This is a genomic window from Polymorphospora rubra (assembly GCF_018324255.1).
Taxonomy (GTDB): Bacteria; Actinomycetota; Actinomycetes; order Mycobacteriales; family Micromonosporaceae; genus Polymorphospora; species Polymorphospora rubra.
In genome coordinates this window covers 7636670-7652902 of record NZ_AP023359.1, presented here as the reverse complement: position 1 = coordinate 7652902, position 16233 = coordinate 7636670, and the positions used below count along the sequence as shown (strand labels likewise).

Genomic DNA, 16233 nt, shown 5'->3' with positions numbered 1-16233 from the left:
CGTGGGCCCCGACATCGGGGTCGTCAGTAGGACAGGCCCGGTTGCGACTTGTTCACCACCCGGCGACGCAGCACCACCTGCCGCGTCCCGTCGCGGAAGAGTCGCACCCGGGCCAGTTCCCAGCCGGAGTACTCGGCCTGGATCGCCAGCTGCGCCGCGGCGGTCACCCGATCGACATTCGGCGGTAACCGCAGCGGCGCGTATTCGTAGTCCATGTGTTCCATCCTGCCGAGCGGAATTGCCGCTGACCAGTCCCGCGAATGTGTGCTCGGCGACGGGAAACGGCGGCCCGCGCCGGCGGGCACGGTGGCGGCCGGGGTCAGCCGTCGCGCTCGGGATAGCCGACCGGGACCGCCGACACGTCGTCGAGCGCCGCCGCGATCTCCACCGGCAGTGTCATCTGCTCCACCTGCAACGCCCCGAGCAGTTGTCCGACCGTACGGGCGCCCAGGATCGGCGCCACCACGCCGGGCCGGTCGCGTACCCAGGCCAGGGCCACCTCGGCCGGCGACACCCCCAGGCCGCCGGCGGCGGTGGCGACCGCCTCGACGATGCTGGAGCAGCGCGGCTCCAGGTAGGTGGCGACGAACCGTTCCAGGTGTGCCGACGCGGCGCGCGAGTCCGCCGGCCGGCCGTGCCGGTACTTCCCGGTCAGCACGCCGCGGCCGAGCGGCGACCACGGCAGTACGCCGAGACCGAGTTCGGTGCACGCCGGCAGCACCTCGCGCTCGATGCCGCGTTCGAGCAGCGAGTACTCCGTCTGCGCGGCGACGACCGGGGCCCGGCCGGGGAACGCCGCCTGCCAGGTCGCCGCCCGGGCCGTCTGCCAGCCGGAGAAGTTCGACACCCCGACGTAGCGCACCCGGCCGCTGGCCACCGCGTGGTCCATCGCCGCGAGGGTCTCCTCGAGCGGGGTGTCCGGGTCGTAGCCGTGGATCTGCCACAGGTCGACGTGGTCGGTGCCGAGCCGGCGCAGCGACGCGTCGAGGGTGCGCAGCAGATGGCCGCGTGACCCGTCCCGCCGCCGTCCGGTGCCGGGGCGCAGGCCGGCCTTGGTGGCGATGAGCAGTTCGTCGCGGGGCACCAGGGCGTCGAGCAGCGAACCGATCACCGACTCGGCGTCGCCGTCGCCGTACACGTCGGCGGTGTCGACCAGATTGCCGCCAACCTCCAGATAACTCTTCAACTGGGCGGCCGCGTCGTCGGCGTCGGTGTCCCGACCCCAGGTCATGGTGCCGAGCGCGAGCCGCGAAACCGCCAGCCCGCTTCGGCCGAGCGGTCGCTGTTGCATGGTTGAACCTTATTCAGAACATCGCCTCACCAACATCCTTGCTTGCGTCGCATACCCGGCGGTTGGTGCGGCGCGGTGCCAACCGCCGGCCGGTGGACGGTCGGCCCGTCCCGGTTGCGTAATCTGATGCGACTTGCGTGCGGCCGGGACGTCCCGTCGGGGCGTCGCGTCGTGCCGCCGCGAAACGGGGAGGATTGCGTGCGACTCGGGCTCAACCTCGGATACCAGACAGCGTGGAGCACCCCCGCGCACCATCTGGCGCTGGCGCGCGAGGCCGACCGGCTCGGTTACTCGGTGGTGTGGGCGGCCGAGGCGTACGGTTCGGACTCGCCGAGCATCCTGGCCTGGCTCGCCGGGCAGACCGAACGGATCGGGCTCGGCTCGGCCGTGATGCAGATCCCGGCCCGGACCCCGGCCGCCACCGCGATGACCGCCACCACCCTCGACGCCGTCTCCGGCGGCCGGTTCCACCTCGGCCTGGGTGTCTCCGGACCGCAGGTCTCCGAGGGCTGGCACGGGGTGCGGTTCGCCAAGCCGTTGGCCCGCACCCGGGAGTACGTCGACATCGTCAAGCTGGCGGTGGCCCGCAAGCAGGTCGAGTACGCCGGCGAGCACTACCGGCTGCCGTTGCCCGACGGCCCCGGCAAGGCGCTGCGGCTCGGCTTCCACCCGCCGCGCGAGCACATCCCGATCTATCTCGCCGCGGTCGGACCGAAGAACCTCGAACTCGCCGGTGAGATCGCCGACGGCTGGCTCGCCGTCTTCCTCGCGCCCGAGTTCGCGGCCGACCAGCTCGCCGCCGTACGCGCCGGGCGGGCGACCGCCGGCCGCGACCTGGCCGGGTTCGACGTGGTGCCCAGCGTGCCGCTGGTCGTCGGCGACGACGTCGACGCGTGTGCCGACCTGGTCCGCTGGTACGCCGCGCTGTACGTCGGCGGGATGGGCAGCCGGAAGCAGAACTTCTACAACGACCTCGCGGTCCGGATGGGGTACGGCGACGCGGCGCGCGAGGTACAGGACCTCTACCTCGACAAGCGGCACCGGGACGCGGCGGCGGCCGTTCCGCGCGAGTTCATCGACCGGACCTCGCTGATCGGGCCGAAGGAGCGGATCGCCGACCGGATGCGCGAGTTCGCCGCGGCCGGGGTGACGACGCTGTCGGTGAGCCTGTTCGTCGCCGACCCGGAGTCCGGGGTCGCCGCCCTGCGTACCGCCGCCGAGGCCCTGGAACTCGCCGGGGTGGGCGAATGAGCGTGCCGGTCGGGGGAATCGGTTTGCCTGGTCGCGGGTCCGCGGCCACCGAGCGGAGCGAGGGTGTGGCGTGAGCTGGCTTGAGGCGATCGTTCTGGGCATCGTCCAGGGCCTCACCGAGTTCCTGCCGGTGAGTTCGTCGGGGCACCTGCGGATCACCTCGGCGATCTTCTTCGAGGAGGACGCCGGCGCGTCGTTCACCGCGGTGACCCAGCTCGGCACCGAGGCGGCGGTCCTGCTCTATTTCGCCAAGGACATCTGGCGGATCAGCCGTACCTGGGTCGTCGGCATCTGGGACAAGTCGGTACGGCCGAGCCTGGACTACCGGATGGGCTGGTACGTCATCGTCGGCTCGATCCCGATCGGCATACTCGGGTTCCTGTTCAAGGACCAGATCCGCGGCGTGGCCCGCAACCTCTACGTCGTGGCCATCGTGCTCATCGCGTTCGCGTTCGTGCTCGCCTTCGCCGAGTACTGGGGTCGCAAGCACCGGACCCTGGAGAACTTCAAGATGCGCGACGGCGTGGTCATGGGCTTCGCCCAGGCGCTGGCGCTGATCCCGGGCGTGTCCCGGTCGGGGGCGACGCTGACCGCCGGCCTGTTCCTCAACCTGAGCCGGGAGGCGGCGGCCCGCTACTCGTTCCTGCTCGCCATCCCGGCGGTGGTGATGTCCGGGGTGTTCAGCCTGCCGGACGTCTTCGACACCAGCGGCGAGGGGCTGATCCCGTCGCCGGCGCAGATGGTGGTGGCCACCGTGCTCGCCTTCGCGGTCGGCTACGCCGCGATCGCCTGGCTGCTGCGTTTCGTCGCCCACCACACCCTGTACGTCTTCGTGCTCTACCGGGTGGCGCTGGGCAGCCTGGTGCTGGTGCTGCTGACCACCGGCACGATCTCCGCCACCTGACGGCCGCGGTCCGGGCCGGGGCGCCGCCGGGCCGGTTCGTCGGTGACCGGCGGCCCCCTGCCGGCGACGTGCACCGGGTACGGCCACCCGCCGTACCCGGGCCGGTGCCCCGCCCGACCGCCGTCACCCGGTGCCGGACCTCGTCCACCTGGGCTTCTGGCTAGGCTGTGGATCGTGGCGACCCTCCTGCTCCTGCGGCACGGCCGCACCACCGCGAACGCCGACGGCGGGCTGGCCGGACGGCTGCCGGTCGAACTCGACGACACCGGCCGGGCCCAGGCGGCGGCGGCCGGCGAGCGGCTGCGCGACCTGCCACTGGCCGCCGTGGTGACCAGCCCGCTGATCCGCTGCCGGCAGACCCTCGACCTGGCGCTGCCGGGAGTGGCCGCGGTGACCGAGGACGGGCTGGTCGAGTGCGGCTACGGCGACTGGGAGGGGCAGCCGCTGAAGAAGCTCGCCAAGGACCCACTGTGGCCGGTGGTGCAACAGCACCCGAGCGCGGCCGTCTTCCCCGGCGGTGAGGCGATGGCGGCGATGGCGGCCCGCTCGGTCGCCGCCGTACGCCGGCTCGACGCCCGGATCACCGCCGAGCACGGCCCGGAGGCGGTCTGGCTGGCGTGCAGCCACGGCGATGTCATCAAGGCCATCGTCGCCGACGCGCTCGGCGTACACCTCGACCTTTTCCAGCGGATCGTGGTCGACCCGGCGTCGATCACCGCGATCCGCTACACCCCGACCCGGCCGTTCCTGCTCCGGCTGAACGACACCGGGCAGCGGCTCGCCGTCCCGGTGCCGCCGAAGCGGCGCCGCGGGCGTCGCTCCCGGGCCGCCGAGTCCGACGCCGCGGTCGGCGGCGGCGCCGGCGGCGGTGCTGTCACGGCCGCCGAGGGTACGCCGTGACCTGCGCATTCGCCCCCGGACGGTGCGGTCGTGGGCGGCCCGTCGGCGACCGCGGTCGGCTCGGGGCCGGTGCGCCGCGCGGCGCCCCGCCGCGCCGGATAGGGTTTCAGGCATGACGCACCAGGTGCATGCCTTCGAGCCGCCGGAGCGGTTCGTCGCGGGGACCGTGGGCGAGCCGGGGGACCGCACGTTCTTCCTTCAGGCTCGGGGCGGTGGCCGGCTGGTCAGCGTCGCGCTGGAGAAGGTGCAGGTTTCCCTGCTCGCCGAGAAGCTCGAGGAGTTGCTGACCGAGGCCCACCGCCGCTTCGGCGTGGAACTTCCCGAGACGCCGGCCGCGCCGTCGGACAACGAGCCGCTCGAGAATCCCGTCGACGAGGAGTTCCGGGTCGGCACGCTCGGTCTGGCGTTCGACGTCGACAGCGCCACCGTGGTGATCGAGGCGATCGCCGCCGGTGAGTCGGAGGTCGGCCTCGACCTGCCCGACGACGACGAGGACGACGACATCGACGACGAGCCCGACGACGACCTCGACCGGCTCCGCGTCCGGCTGAGTCCGCAGGCGGCGCGCGAGTTCATCGACCGGGCGCGGCGGGTGCTCTCGGCCGGCCGGCCGCCGTGTCCGCTGTGCGGCCAGCCGCTCGACCCGCAGGGCCACCTGTGCCCGCGGCACAACGGCTACCACCGGTGAGTCCCGGGCATGTCCGCCGAATCCACGGGTTCCGCCGAACCTGAGACCCGGGTCGCCGCGGCCACCGAGCCGGCGGCGCTGTGCGAGCCCCGGCCGGCGGCCGACCCGGCGCCCGGGGCCACCACCCCGCCCGGGCCCGGCGGCGACACCGGAACCGACGCCGATGCCGGTGCCGGCGGCAGCGGTCCGGCGGTGCTCGCCGAGGCCGACGCGCTGCCGTTGCTGCGGGCCGGCGCGTTCGAGTTGGAGGGCCGGCTGGTCGACGCCTCCAACACCACGCTGCGCGGCTTCGTGACCCTCGACGGGGTCACCGCCCGGTGCGTCTACAAGCCGATCCGGGGCGAGCGGCCGCTGTGGGACTTCCCCGACGGCACCCTCGCCGGCCGGGAGGTCGCCGCCTACCTGGTGTCGAGGGCCACCGGCTGGGACCTGGTGCCGCCGACGGTGCTGCGCGACGGTCCGCTCGGCCCGGGTGCCTGCCAGTTGTGGATCGACGAGCCCGCCGACGGCAGCCCGCCGGTCGGCTTCGTGCCGGCCTTCGAACTGCCGGCCGACTGGTTCCGGGTCGCCGCGGCCCGCGACGACGAGGGCAACGCCTACGCGCTGGCGCACGCCGACGACCCGCGCCTGGCCCGGCTCGCCGTACTCGACGCGGTCATCAACAACGCCGACCGCAAGGGCGGGCACATCCTGGTCGGGCCGGACGGGCGGATCTACGGCGTCGATCACGGGATCTCGTTCCACGTCGAGGACAAGCTGCGTACGGTGCTGTGGGGCTGGAGCGGCCGGCGGCTGCCGGCCGAGGCGGTCGGGATGCTCGACCATCTCGCCGCGGCGCTCGCCGGGCCGCTCGCCGACGACCTGGCCGAACACCTGACGATCACCGAGGTCACCCGGACGGCCGAGCGGGTGCGCCGGTTGCGTGACACCGGCCGGTTCCCGCCACCGCCGCAGGACTGGCCCGCGGTGCCCTGGCCGCCGATGTGATCCGGTGACCCCGACTGCTTGATCATCCGCCCGGGAAACGGCGGCGTGTCCGGCTGGTTACGCTTGCGGACATGGACTCTTGGATCGGCCACGAGGTGCCGCGGCTGCCGGGACAGGCGCAGCCGCTCGCGTTGTACGACTCGGCACGCCGGGGGGTCTTCCCGACCCGTCCCACCGGCGCAGCCACCATGTACGTCTGCGGCATCACCCCGTACGACGCCACCCACCTCGGCCACGCCGCCACCATGATCACCTTTGACCTGGTGCAGCGGATGTGGCGCGACGCCGGCCACGAGGTCCGCTACGTGCAGAACGTCACCGACATCGACGACCCGCTGCTGGAACGCGCCACCCGCGACGGCGAGGACTGGGTCGTCCTGGCGATGCGCGAGACCGCCCTGTTCCGCGAGGACATGGAGGCGCTGCGGATGATCCCGCCGGCCCACTACGTCGGTGCGGTCGAGTCCATTCCGACGATCGTCGAGAAGGTCGCGGCACTGCTCGCCGACGGCGCCGCCTACCGCCTCGACGACGGCACCGGCGACATCTACTTCGACATCACCACCGCCCCCGACTTCGGCTACGAGTCCAACCTCTCCCGCGACGAGATGCTGGAACTCTTCGCCGAGCGCGGCGGCGACCCCGACCGGGCCGGCAAGCGCAACCCGCTCGACCCGCTGCTGTGGCGGGGTGCCCGCCCCGACGAGCCGGCGTGGCCCGGCGACACGCTCGGCCCCGGCCGGCCCGGCTGGCACATCGAGTGCGCGGTGATCGCGCTCGGCCTGCTCGGCGACACCATCGACGTCCAGGGCGGCGGCAACGACCTGCTCTTCCCGCACCACGAGTGCTCGGCCGCGCACGCCGAGCGGCTCACCGGCCGGGCACCGTTCGCCGGCCACTACGTACACGCCGGCATGATCGGCCTCGACGGCGAGAAGATGTCGAAGTCAAAGGGCAACCTGGTCTTCGTCTCACGAATGCGGGCCGACCGGGTCGACCCGATGGCGCTGCGGCTGGGCCTGATCGCCGACCACTACCGCAGCGACCGGCAGTGGACCGACGACTCGCTCAAGGCCGCCCTCGACCGGCTGGACCGGTGGCGCCGGGCCGCCGCCGCGCCGGCCGGGCCGTCCGGCGACGAACTGCTGGCCGCCGTACGCGGCCGGCTCGCCGACGACCTCGACACCCCCGGGGCGCTGGCCGTCGTCGACGCGTGGGCGGCGGCGACGCTGGCCGGCACCGGTGCGGACCCGGCCGCCCCGGCTCTGGTGTCGGCGACCGTGGACGCGCTGCTCGGCATCCGGCTCTGACGGTGAGCATGGCGGGGTCGGTTCACCAGTGGTGAGCTGGTGGTGTGGGCGTGACCCTTGCTCCGATTGGCTTCGCGCGTTAGGCGGGACTTGTCCGCCCGTTCCCGCCGGGCCGGCGCCGGCCCGGCGGGAGACGTTTGGCCTGATCAGGAGCTTGACCGTCAGTTAGCCGCTGGCGTGTCTGAGCACAGTCCTGCCAGCTGTGCACCGGACCGGCCCCTCGCGCCCCCCACGGTGAAAAGAACGCACATAGGAGCATCCCGCCCGCAGCCCGCCACGGCACCCGTGATCGTCTGCTGCCCAGCAGTTCGACACGCCGTACCTGTAACGGCGGAACAGCTAACGATCACCACGCACCGCCACGTCACGAAGGGCGCGGGGGTGACGGCCGGTTGACGCACCATGGGAGCGTCCCGGCGGCCCGGCCGGCGGTGCCTCAGCCGAGGACCAGGCCGGGGTCGGGATCCGCGTCGGGGGTGGGGCCGGGGATGGCGTACTGCTCGGTGAGCGTGGTCATCGGACCCGGCCACGTCGCCTGGGCCACCTCGATCGGCCGTCGCTTCTCGTCGTACGCGACGTGCAGCAGGTGCAGGACCGGCGTGTCGGGCCGGATCTGGAGGAGTTCGGCCTCCTCCCGGCTCGGCTGCCGGGCGCTGATCTGGTCGGTGGCGGAGGCGTACCGGCGGCCGATCTCCTCTTCGGCCTCCTGGTAGAGCGGGCGGCCGAACGCCTCCTTGCGCTCCAGCGAGGTGCCGGCGGTGTCGTCGGGTCGGAACCACGACGCGCCGACCTCGACCGGTACGTCGTCGGTGCGCACGATGTGTCGCCGGACGAGGAGTTCGGTGCCGTCGCTGACCCCGAACGCGTCGGCGACCTCGGGCGGGGCGGGGGCCCGGCCGACCTCGGTGAGGTGCTGCCGGTACCGGGCCGCCAGGTCGGCGTGGTAGCCGCGGTGGCCGCCGTACCGGCCCCGGGAGAGCCGGTTGAGCCGGCGCCGGGTGCCGCGCACGTACGTCCCCGAACCCGGCTTGGTGATCAGGATGCCTTCGACGCGGAGCTGGTCGATGGCGCGCTGCACGGTCTGCTTGGCGACCCCGAACGACTCGGCGATGGCCGGGATCGACGGAAGTCGTTCGCCGGGTGCCCAGTCGCCGCGCCTGATCTGGGCCCGCAGGTGCGCGGATATCTGCCGGTGGGGGAACTCGGCGGCACCCGGGTTGATCGACATGCTCATCGTCATCGTCCGTCCGGTCCGGGGATGGGCAACTAGGTTCCTAGGATGCCCTACGGGGTGTGCGGCGGCGCACCCGACACGCCGAATCACCGGGGACCCGCCCGGCCCGCGGCCGCCACCCGGGTTCGGGCGGGGGCGCCAACGGCCACGGGGGAGGTTGCCCGGGGGACCGACAATGGCCGGATCCGCTCGGCAGACCACGAATCGGGAGAAGCGATGAACAATTCCAGGCAGGCTCCCGATGCCGCGGGGTCACTGCGATCGACCATCTACTGCCTGGAATGCGTCATGCCCGCCGACATCGTCGGCGGCCCGCGGTGGCGGGCCGCGGTCGCGGCCAGCGCCACCGCCACCGCGGGCGACGACTGGGTGATGACCCTCGCGTACGGCGATCGGATCCTGGGCTGGGCCAAGCGCCTGCTGAAGGATCCGGCCGTGCTCGCCCTGGTGCCGCAGGAGCACCGGGACGTCTGGCTGGCGGCGGTCCCGGGGCACCTCGAGGAGGCGTACCGGGCGGCGGACGTGATCGGAGGTGGTGGTCGGGAGGAATCCACGCGGGGACTGTTGGCGGCGACGATGGAGAAGTTGGCGCAGGTCTACTTCGCCATCGCGAACGTTCACGGTGGTGGTGCGTGTGCCACGGACGTCGTCGGCTGTCTGACCCGGGTGCTGCCCGAGCCGGAGCTGGCGGGCTTCTGGGAGCGGGCGCAACCGGTCGAGTTCCTCGAGTTCCTGATCCTGCCCTGGGGGGCGGTCAGCGACTTCGAGATCGTCCCCGGCCCCGGTTGGGATTCCTGAGGGCTGGTACCGGGAACGTCGCTAGGGGCGGTGGCCGATCACCGCGCCGTTGGCGCCGGGGGCGTCGAACGGGACGACGCGGACGTCGGTGAACCCGCTCCGGGCCAGCCAGTCGCGGTACTCGGCGCCGGAGTAGTTCCGGCCGCCCTCGGTCTCCACCAGCATGTTCATGCCCATCAGGGCGGCGTCCGCCGGCCCGGTGCGGTCGTCGTTGAGCAGCAGTTCGCAGATCACCACGGCGCCGCCGGAGGGTAGGGCGTCGAAGCATCGGCCGAGGATGGCGACGTTGGTGGCTTCGTCCCAGTCATGCAGGATCATGCTCAGCAGGATCACGTCGTGTCCGGGCGGCAGCGGCGCGTCGGTGAGGAAGTCGCCGGCGACCGTGGTGATGTTGTCGCTCAGGCGCGCGTCGGCGACCTGGGCGTCGGCGAGGGTGCACACGTGCGGCAGGTCGAGGATGGTCGCGCGCAGCTTCGGGTGCCGGCCGCAGAGTTCGATGGGGAAGGCGCCGGAGCCGCCGCCGAGGTCGAGCAGTGCCTGGTACGGGCTGAAGTCGTAGGCGGTCGCCAGGGCCCGGGCGGTGAACCGCGACGTGGAGTACATCGCCTCCCAGAACAGTTCCAGCATGACCGGGTCGGCGGTGGTGAACAGCGACTCCTGTGCCTGCGGGTCCCAGGTGACCGGCTTGTTGTCGCGCAGTGCCTGGTCGACCCGGTGCCAGGGCAGGTACGTCCGCTCGTTGCAGTACCGGACCTGCCCGCCGAAGTAGTAGGGCCGTCCGACGACCAGGAACTCCTCGGCCAGTTCGGTGTTCCGGTAGCCGTCGCCGGAGCGCTCCAGCAGGCCCAGCGACGCGCAGGCGGTGAGCAGCAGGTCGGCGGGGCGTTCGGCGATGCCGAGTTCGTCGGCTGTCTCCTGCACGGTGACCGTCCGGCCGTCCGCCAGCCGGGTGAACAGGTCGAGTTCGACCGCGGTGGCGAACGTCTTGAAACTCCAGAAACCGGTCACGAGACGCATCAGGGGAGTAGGAGTGATCATACGGACATGTGAACACTTCGATGCGTTCAGTGACGGGAACTGTCAGCTATTTGACAGTTGCTTTGAGTGAATCACCAGGACCCCGCCGTCGGGCCGGCCGAACCGCCCCGGCGACGCAGGTACTTCTCGAACTCCTGGGCGATCTCATCCCCGGTCAACGGCTGGATCCCGGCGTCACCGACCCGCTCCTCCAACTCGCGGACGTATTCGCCCAGTTCGGCGTCCTGCTCGGCGGCCGTGCGGACCCGCTGCTCCCACTCGGCCGCCTCCTCCGCCAGGTCGGCCATCGGCACCGGCAGGTCGAGCACGTCCTCGACCCGGTGCAGCAGCGCCAGCGTCGCCTTCGGACACGGCGGGTTGTTGGCGTAGTGCGGCACGTGGACCCAGAACGTCATCGCGTCGACCTCGGCCCGGTTGCACGCGTCCTGGAGCACCCCGACGATCCCGGTCGGCCCGTCGTAGCGGGTCGGCACGAGCTGGAACCGCTCGGCGACGTCCTTGTCCGACGCGCTGCCGCTGATCGGCAGCGGCCGGGTGTACGGCACGTCGGCCAGCAGCGCGCCGAGCAGCACCACCCGGTTGACCTCGAGGCTGTGGCAGACCTCGAGCACCTGCTCGCAGAACGTCCGCCAGCGCATGCTCGGCTCGATTCCGCGGATCAGCACCACGTCCCGGTCGGTGCCCTCGGGGCTGGCGACCATGAACCGGGTCGTCGGCCACTCCACCCGGGGGTTCTCGCCCTCGGGCCGGACGATCGTCGGGCGGCTGACCTGGAAGTCGTAGAAGTCCTCCGGATCCAGCTCGGTCACCTGGCGTGCCTGCCACACCTGTTCGAGGTGCTCGACCGCCGCCGTCGAGGCGTCGGCGGCGTCGTTCCAGCCCTCGAAGGCCGCGATCGCCACGGGCGACCGCAGCACCGGCAGCCCATCGAACTCGCTCACGGCATCTCCTTGCTGCGTTCGGTCGTCGGTCGGGGCCGGACGGTGGCCCGCTCCCGGTCCGTCACGTCCGGCCCGGTCACTGAGCGCACCTTTCGTCCCGCACAACCGTCAGCCTACGTGCCGCGCCGGCCTGCGGCCCGACGGCCGCGCCGTCCCGATCACCGGACCGTCGCTCCCGACCCCTGGACGGCCCGGCTCCGCACCGTGCCGTGCCCCCGGCCGGCCCGGGCCGGCGTCCCCGGAGGGCCGCACCATCGCACGCGGCCGGGGCCCGCGACGGTGTCCGGACGGGCGGATCGGCGGGCGCCGCCGGCCGGGTGAGGCCCGTCACCCCGGGCGGCGGGAGGGGTCGGCTACGGGCCGGTCCGGGCGACACTGGACCGCACCCGGCCGGCCACCACGCGCGAGGAGCCCCGACGTGACCACGAGAAGTGTCGCCGCCGTCCTGTTCGACATGGACGGCACCCTCGTCGACAGCGAGAAGCTGTGGGACACGGCCATGACCGAGCTGGCGGCCGAGTACGGCGGGGTGCTGTCGCGGCAGGCCCGGATGGCGATGGTCGGCAGCGCGATGGCGACCTCGATGCGGATCCTGCACGACGACCTCGGCCAGCCCTGGCGGGACCCGGCGCTGGGTGCCGCGTTCCTGCACCGGCGGGTCGCCGAACTGTTCGTCGACGGGCTGGAGTGGCGGCCGGGCGCGCTCGCCCTCCTGCGTGCCGTACGCGCCGCCGGGATTCCCACCGCCCTGGTCACCTCGACCGCCCGGCAGCTGGTCGAGGTGGCGCTCGACACCCTGGGCCGCGACAGCTTCGACGCGGTGGTCTGCGGTGACGAGGTGGCCGCCGCCAAGCCCGACCCGGAGCCCTACCTGACCGCGGCGCGGATGCTCGGCGTACCGGTGGACCGGTGTGTCGCGATCGAGGACTCGCCGAGCGGGGTGGCCAGCGCGCTGGCCGCAGGCGCGGCGGTGCTGGCCGTACGGGGCGAGGCGCCGCTGGACCCGGCGCTCGGCGTACGGCTGCTGGAGACGCTGACCGCGGCGGACCTGGACCTGCTCACCAGCCTGCTGACCCCGCTGGAACTGCCCCGCTGAACCCGCGCCGGCAGGGTGCCCGGCCCGCCCGGCGGGCCGGGCACCCTGGCACGACGCGGGGCGGCGTCCCCCCCACCGGAACGCCGCCCCGTCCTCCCGACCCCCGCCGTGCTCCGGGAGGGTCCGCGCCGGATCAGTCGTGCGCGATCGCGCCCAGCACGTTGATCCGGGCCGCCCGCAGCGCCGGCAGCGCGGCCGCGACCACGCCGATGACGGCCGCCAGCGCGAGGAACACCGCCATCTGGCCCCACGGCAGCACCAGGTCGGTGATGCCCTCGTCGCGCAGCGCGTACGTGACGGCGGAGCCGAGGCCGAGCCCGACGACGACGCCGAGCAGTGCTCCGAAGACCGAGATGACCACGGCCTCGACGGTGACCATCCGGACCAGTTGCGGGCGGCGCAGCCCGATCGCCCGCAGCAGGCCCAGTTCCCGGGTACGTTCCAGCATGGACAGCGCGAGCGTGTTGACGATGCCGAGCACCGCGATCACGATCGCCAGCGCCAGCAGGATCTGGATCATCTGCAGGATGACGTCGAACTGGCTGGCCTGCTGTGCGATGAATGCGCTGCGGTCGGCGACCGTCACCTCGGGGCTGTCGGCGACGAGCGCCTCCAGGGCCGGCTGGACCGATTCGACGGAGGCGCCCTCGTCGAGCCGTACGAACGCCATGACCGGCTGCGGGATCGCGAAGTCCGCCGCCGCCTCGCGGGGCAGCACGATCGAGCTGGGGAGCCGGCCCTGCGGGACGATCGCGGCGACCGTGTAGGTGTGCGGTTCGCCGCGCGACAGCTGCACCGTCATCTGGTCGCCGACCGACAGGCCGCGTTCGGTGGCGGCCGGCGCGCTGAGCACGACCTGGTCGGGGCGCAGCGTGTCCAGGGTGCCGGAGTCCGGCGTGGCGCTGTAGATGTCACGCACCACGGCCATGTCGGTGGCGGCGAGGACCCAGGTCTGTTCGCCGTCGACGATGGCGGCGTCGTTGTAGAGGCCCACGGCGCCGGCGACGCCGGGCAGGGCCGCGGCCCGGTCGACGACCGCCGGGTCGAAGGTCGGCGGGCGGGGGCCGGTCTGGATCCCGGACACGACCAGTTCGGCGTTGATGGTGTCCTCGGCCTGGGCGGAGAGGCTGGTCTTGGCCGAGTCGAGGATGACGGTGACGCCGGTGACGAGCGCGATGCCGATCATCAGGGCGGCGGCGGTGATGGCGGTCCGGCGCGGGTTGCGGCCGGAGTTGAGCCGGCCGAGCTTGCCCGGTACCGACCAGGCGAACAGCCGGCCGAGCAGTGACACGACCGGCCGGCTGATCACCGGGGTCAGCAGGGCGACGCCGACGAACGAGGCGAGCACCCCGCCGAAGACGGCGGCCAGGGTGTTGCCGCCGGCGTTGTCGGTGAGGCCGGCCGCGAGCAGGGCGGCGCCGATGGTGGTGACGATGCCGCCCGCGACGGTGATCCGGGTCAGCGGCCGGTCCGGGGTGGCGACGTCCTGCATCGCGGCGATCGGTGGGATCCGGGCGGCCCGCAGCGCCGGGAGGAGGGCGGCGACGACGGTGATCAGCATGCCGACCGCGAAGGAGCTGACGACCGCGCTGACCGGTACGGCGACGCTGGCCAGGGTGAGGCCGCCGATGAACTGGCCGGCGATGTACGCCAGCAGGGCGCCGACGCCGACGCCGGCGGCGAGGCCGAGGACGGACGCGATCAGGCCGACGGCCAGCGCCTCGACCAGTACGGACCGGATGACCTGTCCGCCGCTGGCGCCGATGGCCCGCATCAGGGCCAGTTCCCGGGTTCGTTGCGCGACGATGATCGAGAAGGTGTTGAGGATCAGGAAGGTGCCGACCAGCAGGGCGACGCCGGCGAAGCCGAGCAGGATCTGGTTGAAGAACGACAGACCCTCCTTGAGGCCGGCGGCGCTGTCGGCGGAGAGCTGTTCGCCGGTCTTGACGTCGTAGTCGGCGCCGAGGGTGGCGGCGAGCCGGTCCCGCAGTTCCGGGGCGGTGACGCCGTCGGCGGTGGTGACGGTGATGCTGTTGTAGACGCCGGTTTCGCCGAGCATGAGCTGTTGGGCGACGGGTTCGGTGAAGAAGATCTCGTGTGCGCCGCCGATGCTGTCGCGGCCGCCGCTGTATTCGAAGACGCCGACGACGGTGAAGTCGCGGCGGGGTTCGAGGGTGAGGACGCCGACCCGGTCGCCGACGGCGACCTTGCCGGCCTCGGCGAGGCCGGCGTTGACGACGATCTCGTCGTCGGCCTGTGGTCCGCGTCCGTCGCGCAGCTTGACGAGGTCGGTCTCGCCGAGCCAGTTCTCGCCGAGTTGCGGCGGCCCGAACGAGGCGACGACCTTGCCGTTGGCGCCGATGAGGCGGGCGCCGTCGGCGGCTACGACGCCGGTGGCGGCGGCGACGCCGGAGACGGCGCGGACCTGCTCGACGGTGTCGGCGGGCAGTGGTGGCGTGACCGGCTCGCCACCGAACTCGCCGGCGGAGACCTTGGGCTTGCCGGCGACGTTGACGTCGACGCCGGCGTACGCGTCGGCGAACACCGAGTCGAAGGAGCGGCTGAGGGTGTCGGTGAGCACGAACGCCCCCGACACGAACATCACGCCCAGCACCACGGCCAGGCCGGAGAGGACCAGCCGCACCTTGCGGGCGAGCAGGCTCTTCAGGGTCGCGCGCAGCATCAGCGGGCCGCCTCGACGAGCACGTCCAGGCGCTTCATGGTGTCGAGCACGGTTTCCGGGGTCGGGTCGAACAGTTCGGAGACCAACTGCCCGTCGGCGAGGAAGACGACGCGGTCGGCGTGCGAGGCGGCGACCGGGTCGTGGGTGACCATGACGATGGTCTGGCCGTGTTCGCGTACGGAGTTGCGCAGGAAGTTGAGGACCTCGGCGCCGGCGCGGGAGTCGAGGTTTCCGGTGGGTTCGTCGGCGAAGATGACCTCGGGCCGGGCGACCAGGGCCCGGGCGCAGGCGACCCGCTGCTGCTGTCCGCCGGAGAGTTGGGCGGGGCGGTGGCTGAGGCGGTCGCGCAGGCCGACGGTGTCGATGACGGTGTCGTACCAGGCCGGGTCGGGCTTGCGGCCGGCGATCGACAGCGGCAGCAGGATGTTCTCCTGGGCGCTGAGCGTCGGCAGCAGGTTGAACTGCTGGAAGATGAAGCCGATCTTGTCGCGGCGCAGCTTGGTCAGGCCGCTGTCGTTCAGGCCGGTGACCTTCGTGTCACCGACGAAGACCTCGCCGCGGGTGACGGTGTCGAGGCCGGCGAGGCAGTGCATCAGGGTCGACTTGCCCGAACCGGACGGTCCCATGATGGCGGTGAAGGCGCCGCGTTCGAATTCGGCGGTCACCCCGCGCAGCGCGACGACCTGGGCCTCACCGGTGCCGTACACCCTCCATACGTCGCTCGCCCGGGCTGCCACCTGGGGGCGGCGGGGGTCGGTCGGCGTCATTGCTCCTCCATCGTCACGTTCGTGTGGCGCGGTCGTCGAATGCTCTGGACCGGCCGGACCGTCGGCCCGGCCGGCAGCTTCCATCCTCACGGCGGCCGGCGGCCGGTACGTCCGACCTGGGGCGGACCGGTCGCGGATTTCCCGGTGCGGGTCGGCCCCGAGCGGTGCTCAGGGTTGCCCCTGAGCGCCGTTACGAACACGCTATGCGCCGTCGGTGGCCGGGCCGTCGTGCGCGCGAACGGTCCTTCGGTACGTCGTACGTGGTGTTCGGCTACGACCCGCGGAGTACGGCACGCGGTCGGGCCTCCTCCTCGAGGCGTCCGTCGACCGTCCCGTGGCCGTGCC

At 72.7% G+C, this 16233-nt stretch carries 15 protein-coding genes; 8 read left to right on the top strand and 7 right to left on the bottom strand.

The genetic code is table 11. The annotated features are described in order from the left end of the window. Window positions 1–23: 23 nt before the first annotated feature. Both Prubr_RS33575 and Prubr_RS33570 read right to left on the bottom strand, forming a co-directional pair. The gene (locus Prubr_RS33575) at window positions 24–215 is read right to left on the bottom strand and encodes a DUF5703 family protein (protein ID WP_212819372.1); all 192 of its coding nucleotides are present in this window, start codon (window positions 213–215) and stop codon (window positions 24–26) included. A 104-nt stretch (window positions 216–319) separates the two neighbouring features. Beyond that, window positions 320–1291 carry an aldo/keto reductase gene (locus Prubr_RS33570; protein WP_212819370.1) on the bottom strand — a complete coding sequence of 324 codons (972 nt, stop codon included), beginning with the start codon at window positions 1289–1291 and terminating at the stop codon, window positions 320–322. 198 nt (window positions 1292–1489) lie between these two features. Between Prubr_RS33570 and Prubr_RS33565 the strand changes: the two genes are divergently transcribed. The 6 genes from Prubr_RS33565 to mshC all read left to right on the top strand — a co-directional run bounded on the left by Prubr_RS33565 (window position 1490) and on the right by mshC (window position 7331). Next, a complete protein-coding gene (locus Prubr_RS33565; RefSeq protein ID WP_212819368.1) occupies window positions 1490–2542 on the top strand; it encodes an LLM class F420-dependent oxidoreductase in 1053 nt (350 codons plus the stop codon). Between the two features lie 70 nt (window positions 2543–2612). Then, window positions 2613–3446 carry an undecaprenyl-diphosphate phosphatase gene (locus tag Prubr_RS33560; RefSeq protein ID WP_212819366.1) on the top strand — a complete coding sequence of 278 codons (834 nt, stop codon included), beginning with the start codon at window positions 2613–2615 and terminating at the stop codon, window positions 3444–3446. A 165-nt stretch (window positions 3447–3611) separates the two neighbouring features. After that, window positions 3612–4346: an MSMEG_4193 family putative phosphomutase gene (locus tag Prubr_RS33555; RefSeq protein ID WP_212828841.1), complete on the top strand. Its 735-nt coding sequence runs from the start codon at window positions 3612–3614 to the stop codon at window positions 4344–4346. Window positions 4347–4458: 112 nt separating this feature from the next. Then, window positions 4459–5034, top strand: coding sequence for a DUF3090 domain-containing protein (locus Prubr_RS33550; protein ID WP_212819364.1), 576 nt, complete (start codon window positions 4459–4461; stop codon window positions 5032–5034). Window positions 5035–5043: 9 nt separating this feature from the next. Next, window positions 5044–6021, top strand: coding sequence for an SCO1664 family protein (locus Prubr_RS33545; RefSeq protein ID WP_212819362.1), 978 nt, complete (start codon window positions 5044–5046; stop codon window positions 6019–6021). Between the two features lie 71 nt (window positions 6022–6092). Next, the gene (gene mshC, locus Prubr_RS33540; RefSeq protein WP_212819360.1) at window positions 6093–7331 is read left to right on the top strand and encodes a cysteine--1-D-myo-inosityl 2-amino-2-deoxy-alpha-D-glucopyranoside ligase; all 1239 of its coding nucleotides are present in this window, start codon (window positions 6093–6095) and stop codon (window positions 7329–7331) included. A 436-nt stretch (window positions 7332–7767) separates the two neighbouring features. On the opposite strand, the gene Prubr_RS33535 is transcribed toward mshC, so the two are convergent. After that, on the bottom strand, window positions 7768–8559 hold the full coding sequence (locus Prubr_RS33535) for a GntR family transcriptional regulator (RefSeq protein ID WP_212828840.1): 792 nt from the start codon (window positions 8557–8559) through the stop codon (window positions 7768–7770). A 222-nt stretch (window positions 8560–8781) separates the two neighbouring features. Here Prubr_RS33535 and Prubr_RS33530 point away from each other — a divergent pair, with 222 nt between their 5' ends. Further along, the gene (locus Prubr_RS33530) at window positions 8782–9363 is read left to right on the top strand and encodes a hypothetical protein (protein ID WP_212819358.1); all 582 of its coding nucleotides are present in this window, start codon (window positions 8782–8784) and stop codon (window positions 9361–9363) included. A 21-nt stretch (window positions 9364–9384) separates the two neighbouring features. On the opposite strand, the gene Prubr_RS33525 is transcribed toward Prubr_RS33530, so the two are convergent. Together Prubr_RS33525 and Prubr_RS33520 are read right to left on the bottom strand one after the other, a co-directional pair. Beyond that, window positions 9385–10401, bottom strand: coding sequence for a methyltransferase (locus Prubr_RS33525; RefSeq protein WP_212819356.1), 1017 nt, complete (start codon window positions 10399–10401; stop codon window positions 9385–9387). Window positions 10402–10472: 71 nt separating this feature from the next. Beyond that, the gene (locus Prubr_RS33520) at window positions 10473–11342 is read right to left on the bottom strand and encodes a PAC2 family protein (protein WP_212819354.1); all 870 of its coding nucleotides are present in this window, start codon (window positions 11340–11342) and stop codon (window positions 10473–10475) included. A 418-nt stretch (window positions 11343–11760) separates the two neighbouring features. Between Prubr_RS33520 and Prubr_RS33515 the strand changes: the two genes are divergently transcribed. Continuing rightward, a complete protein-coding gene (locus Prubr_RS33515; RefSeq protein ID WP_281425863.1) occupies window positions 11761–12438 on the top strand; it encodes an HAD family hydrolase in 678 nt (225 codons plus the stop codon). 133 nt (window positions 12439–12571) lie between these two features. Here the strand turns inward: Prubr_RS33515 and Prubr_RS33510 are convergent, their stop codons facing one another. Then, window positions 12572–15121, bottom strand: coding sequence for an ABC transporter permease (locus Prubr_RS33510; RefSeq protein ID WP_212819352.1), 2550 nt, complete (start codon window positions 15119–15121; stop codon window positions 12572–12574). Next, the gene (locus tag Prubr_RS33505; protein ID WP_212819350.1) at window positions 15121–15888 is read right to left on the bottom strand and encodes an ABC transporter ATP-binding protein; all 768 of its coding nucleotides are present in this window, start codon (window positions 15886–15888) and stop codon (window positions 15121–15123) included. Before Prubr_RS33505 ends, Prubr_RS33510 begins: the two co-directional genes overlap by 1 nt. Window positions 15889–16233: the final 345 nt, after the last annotated feature.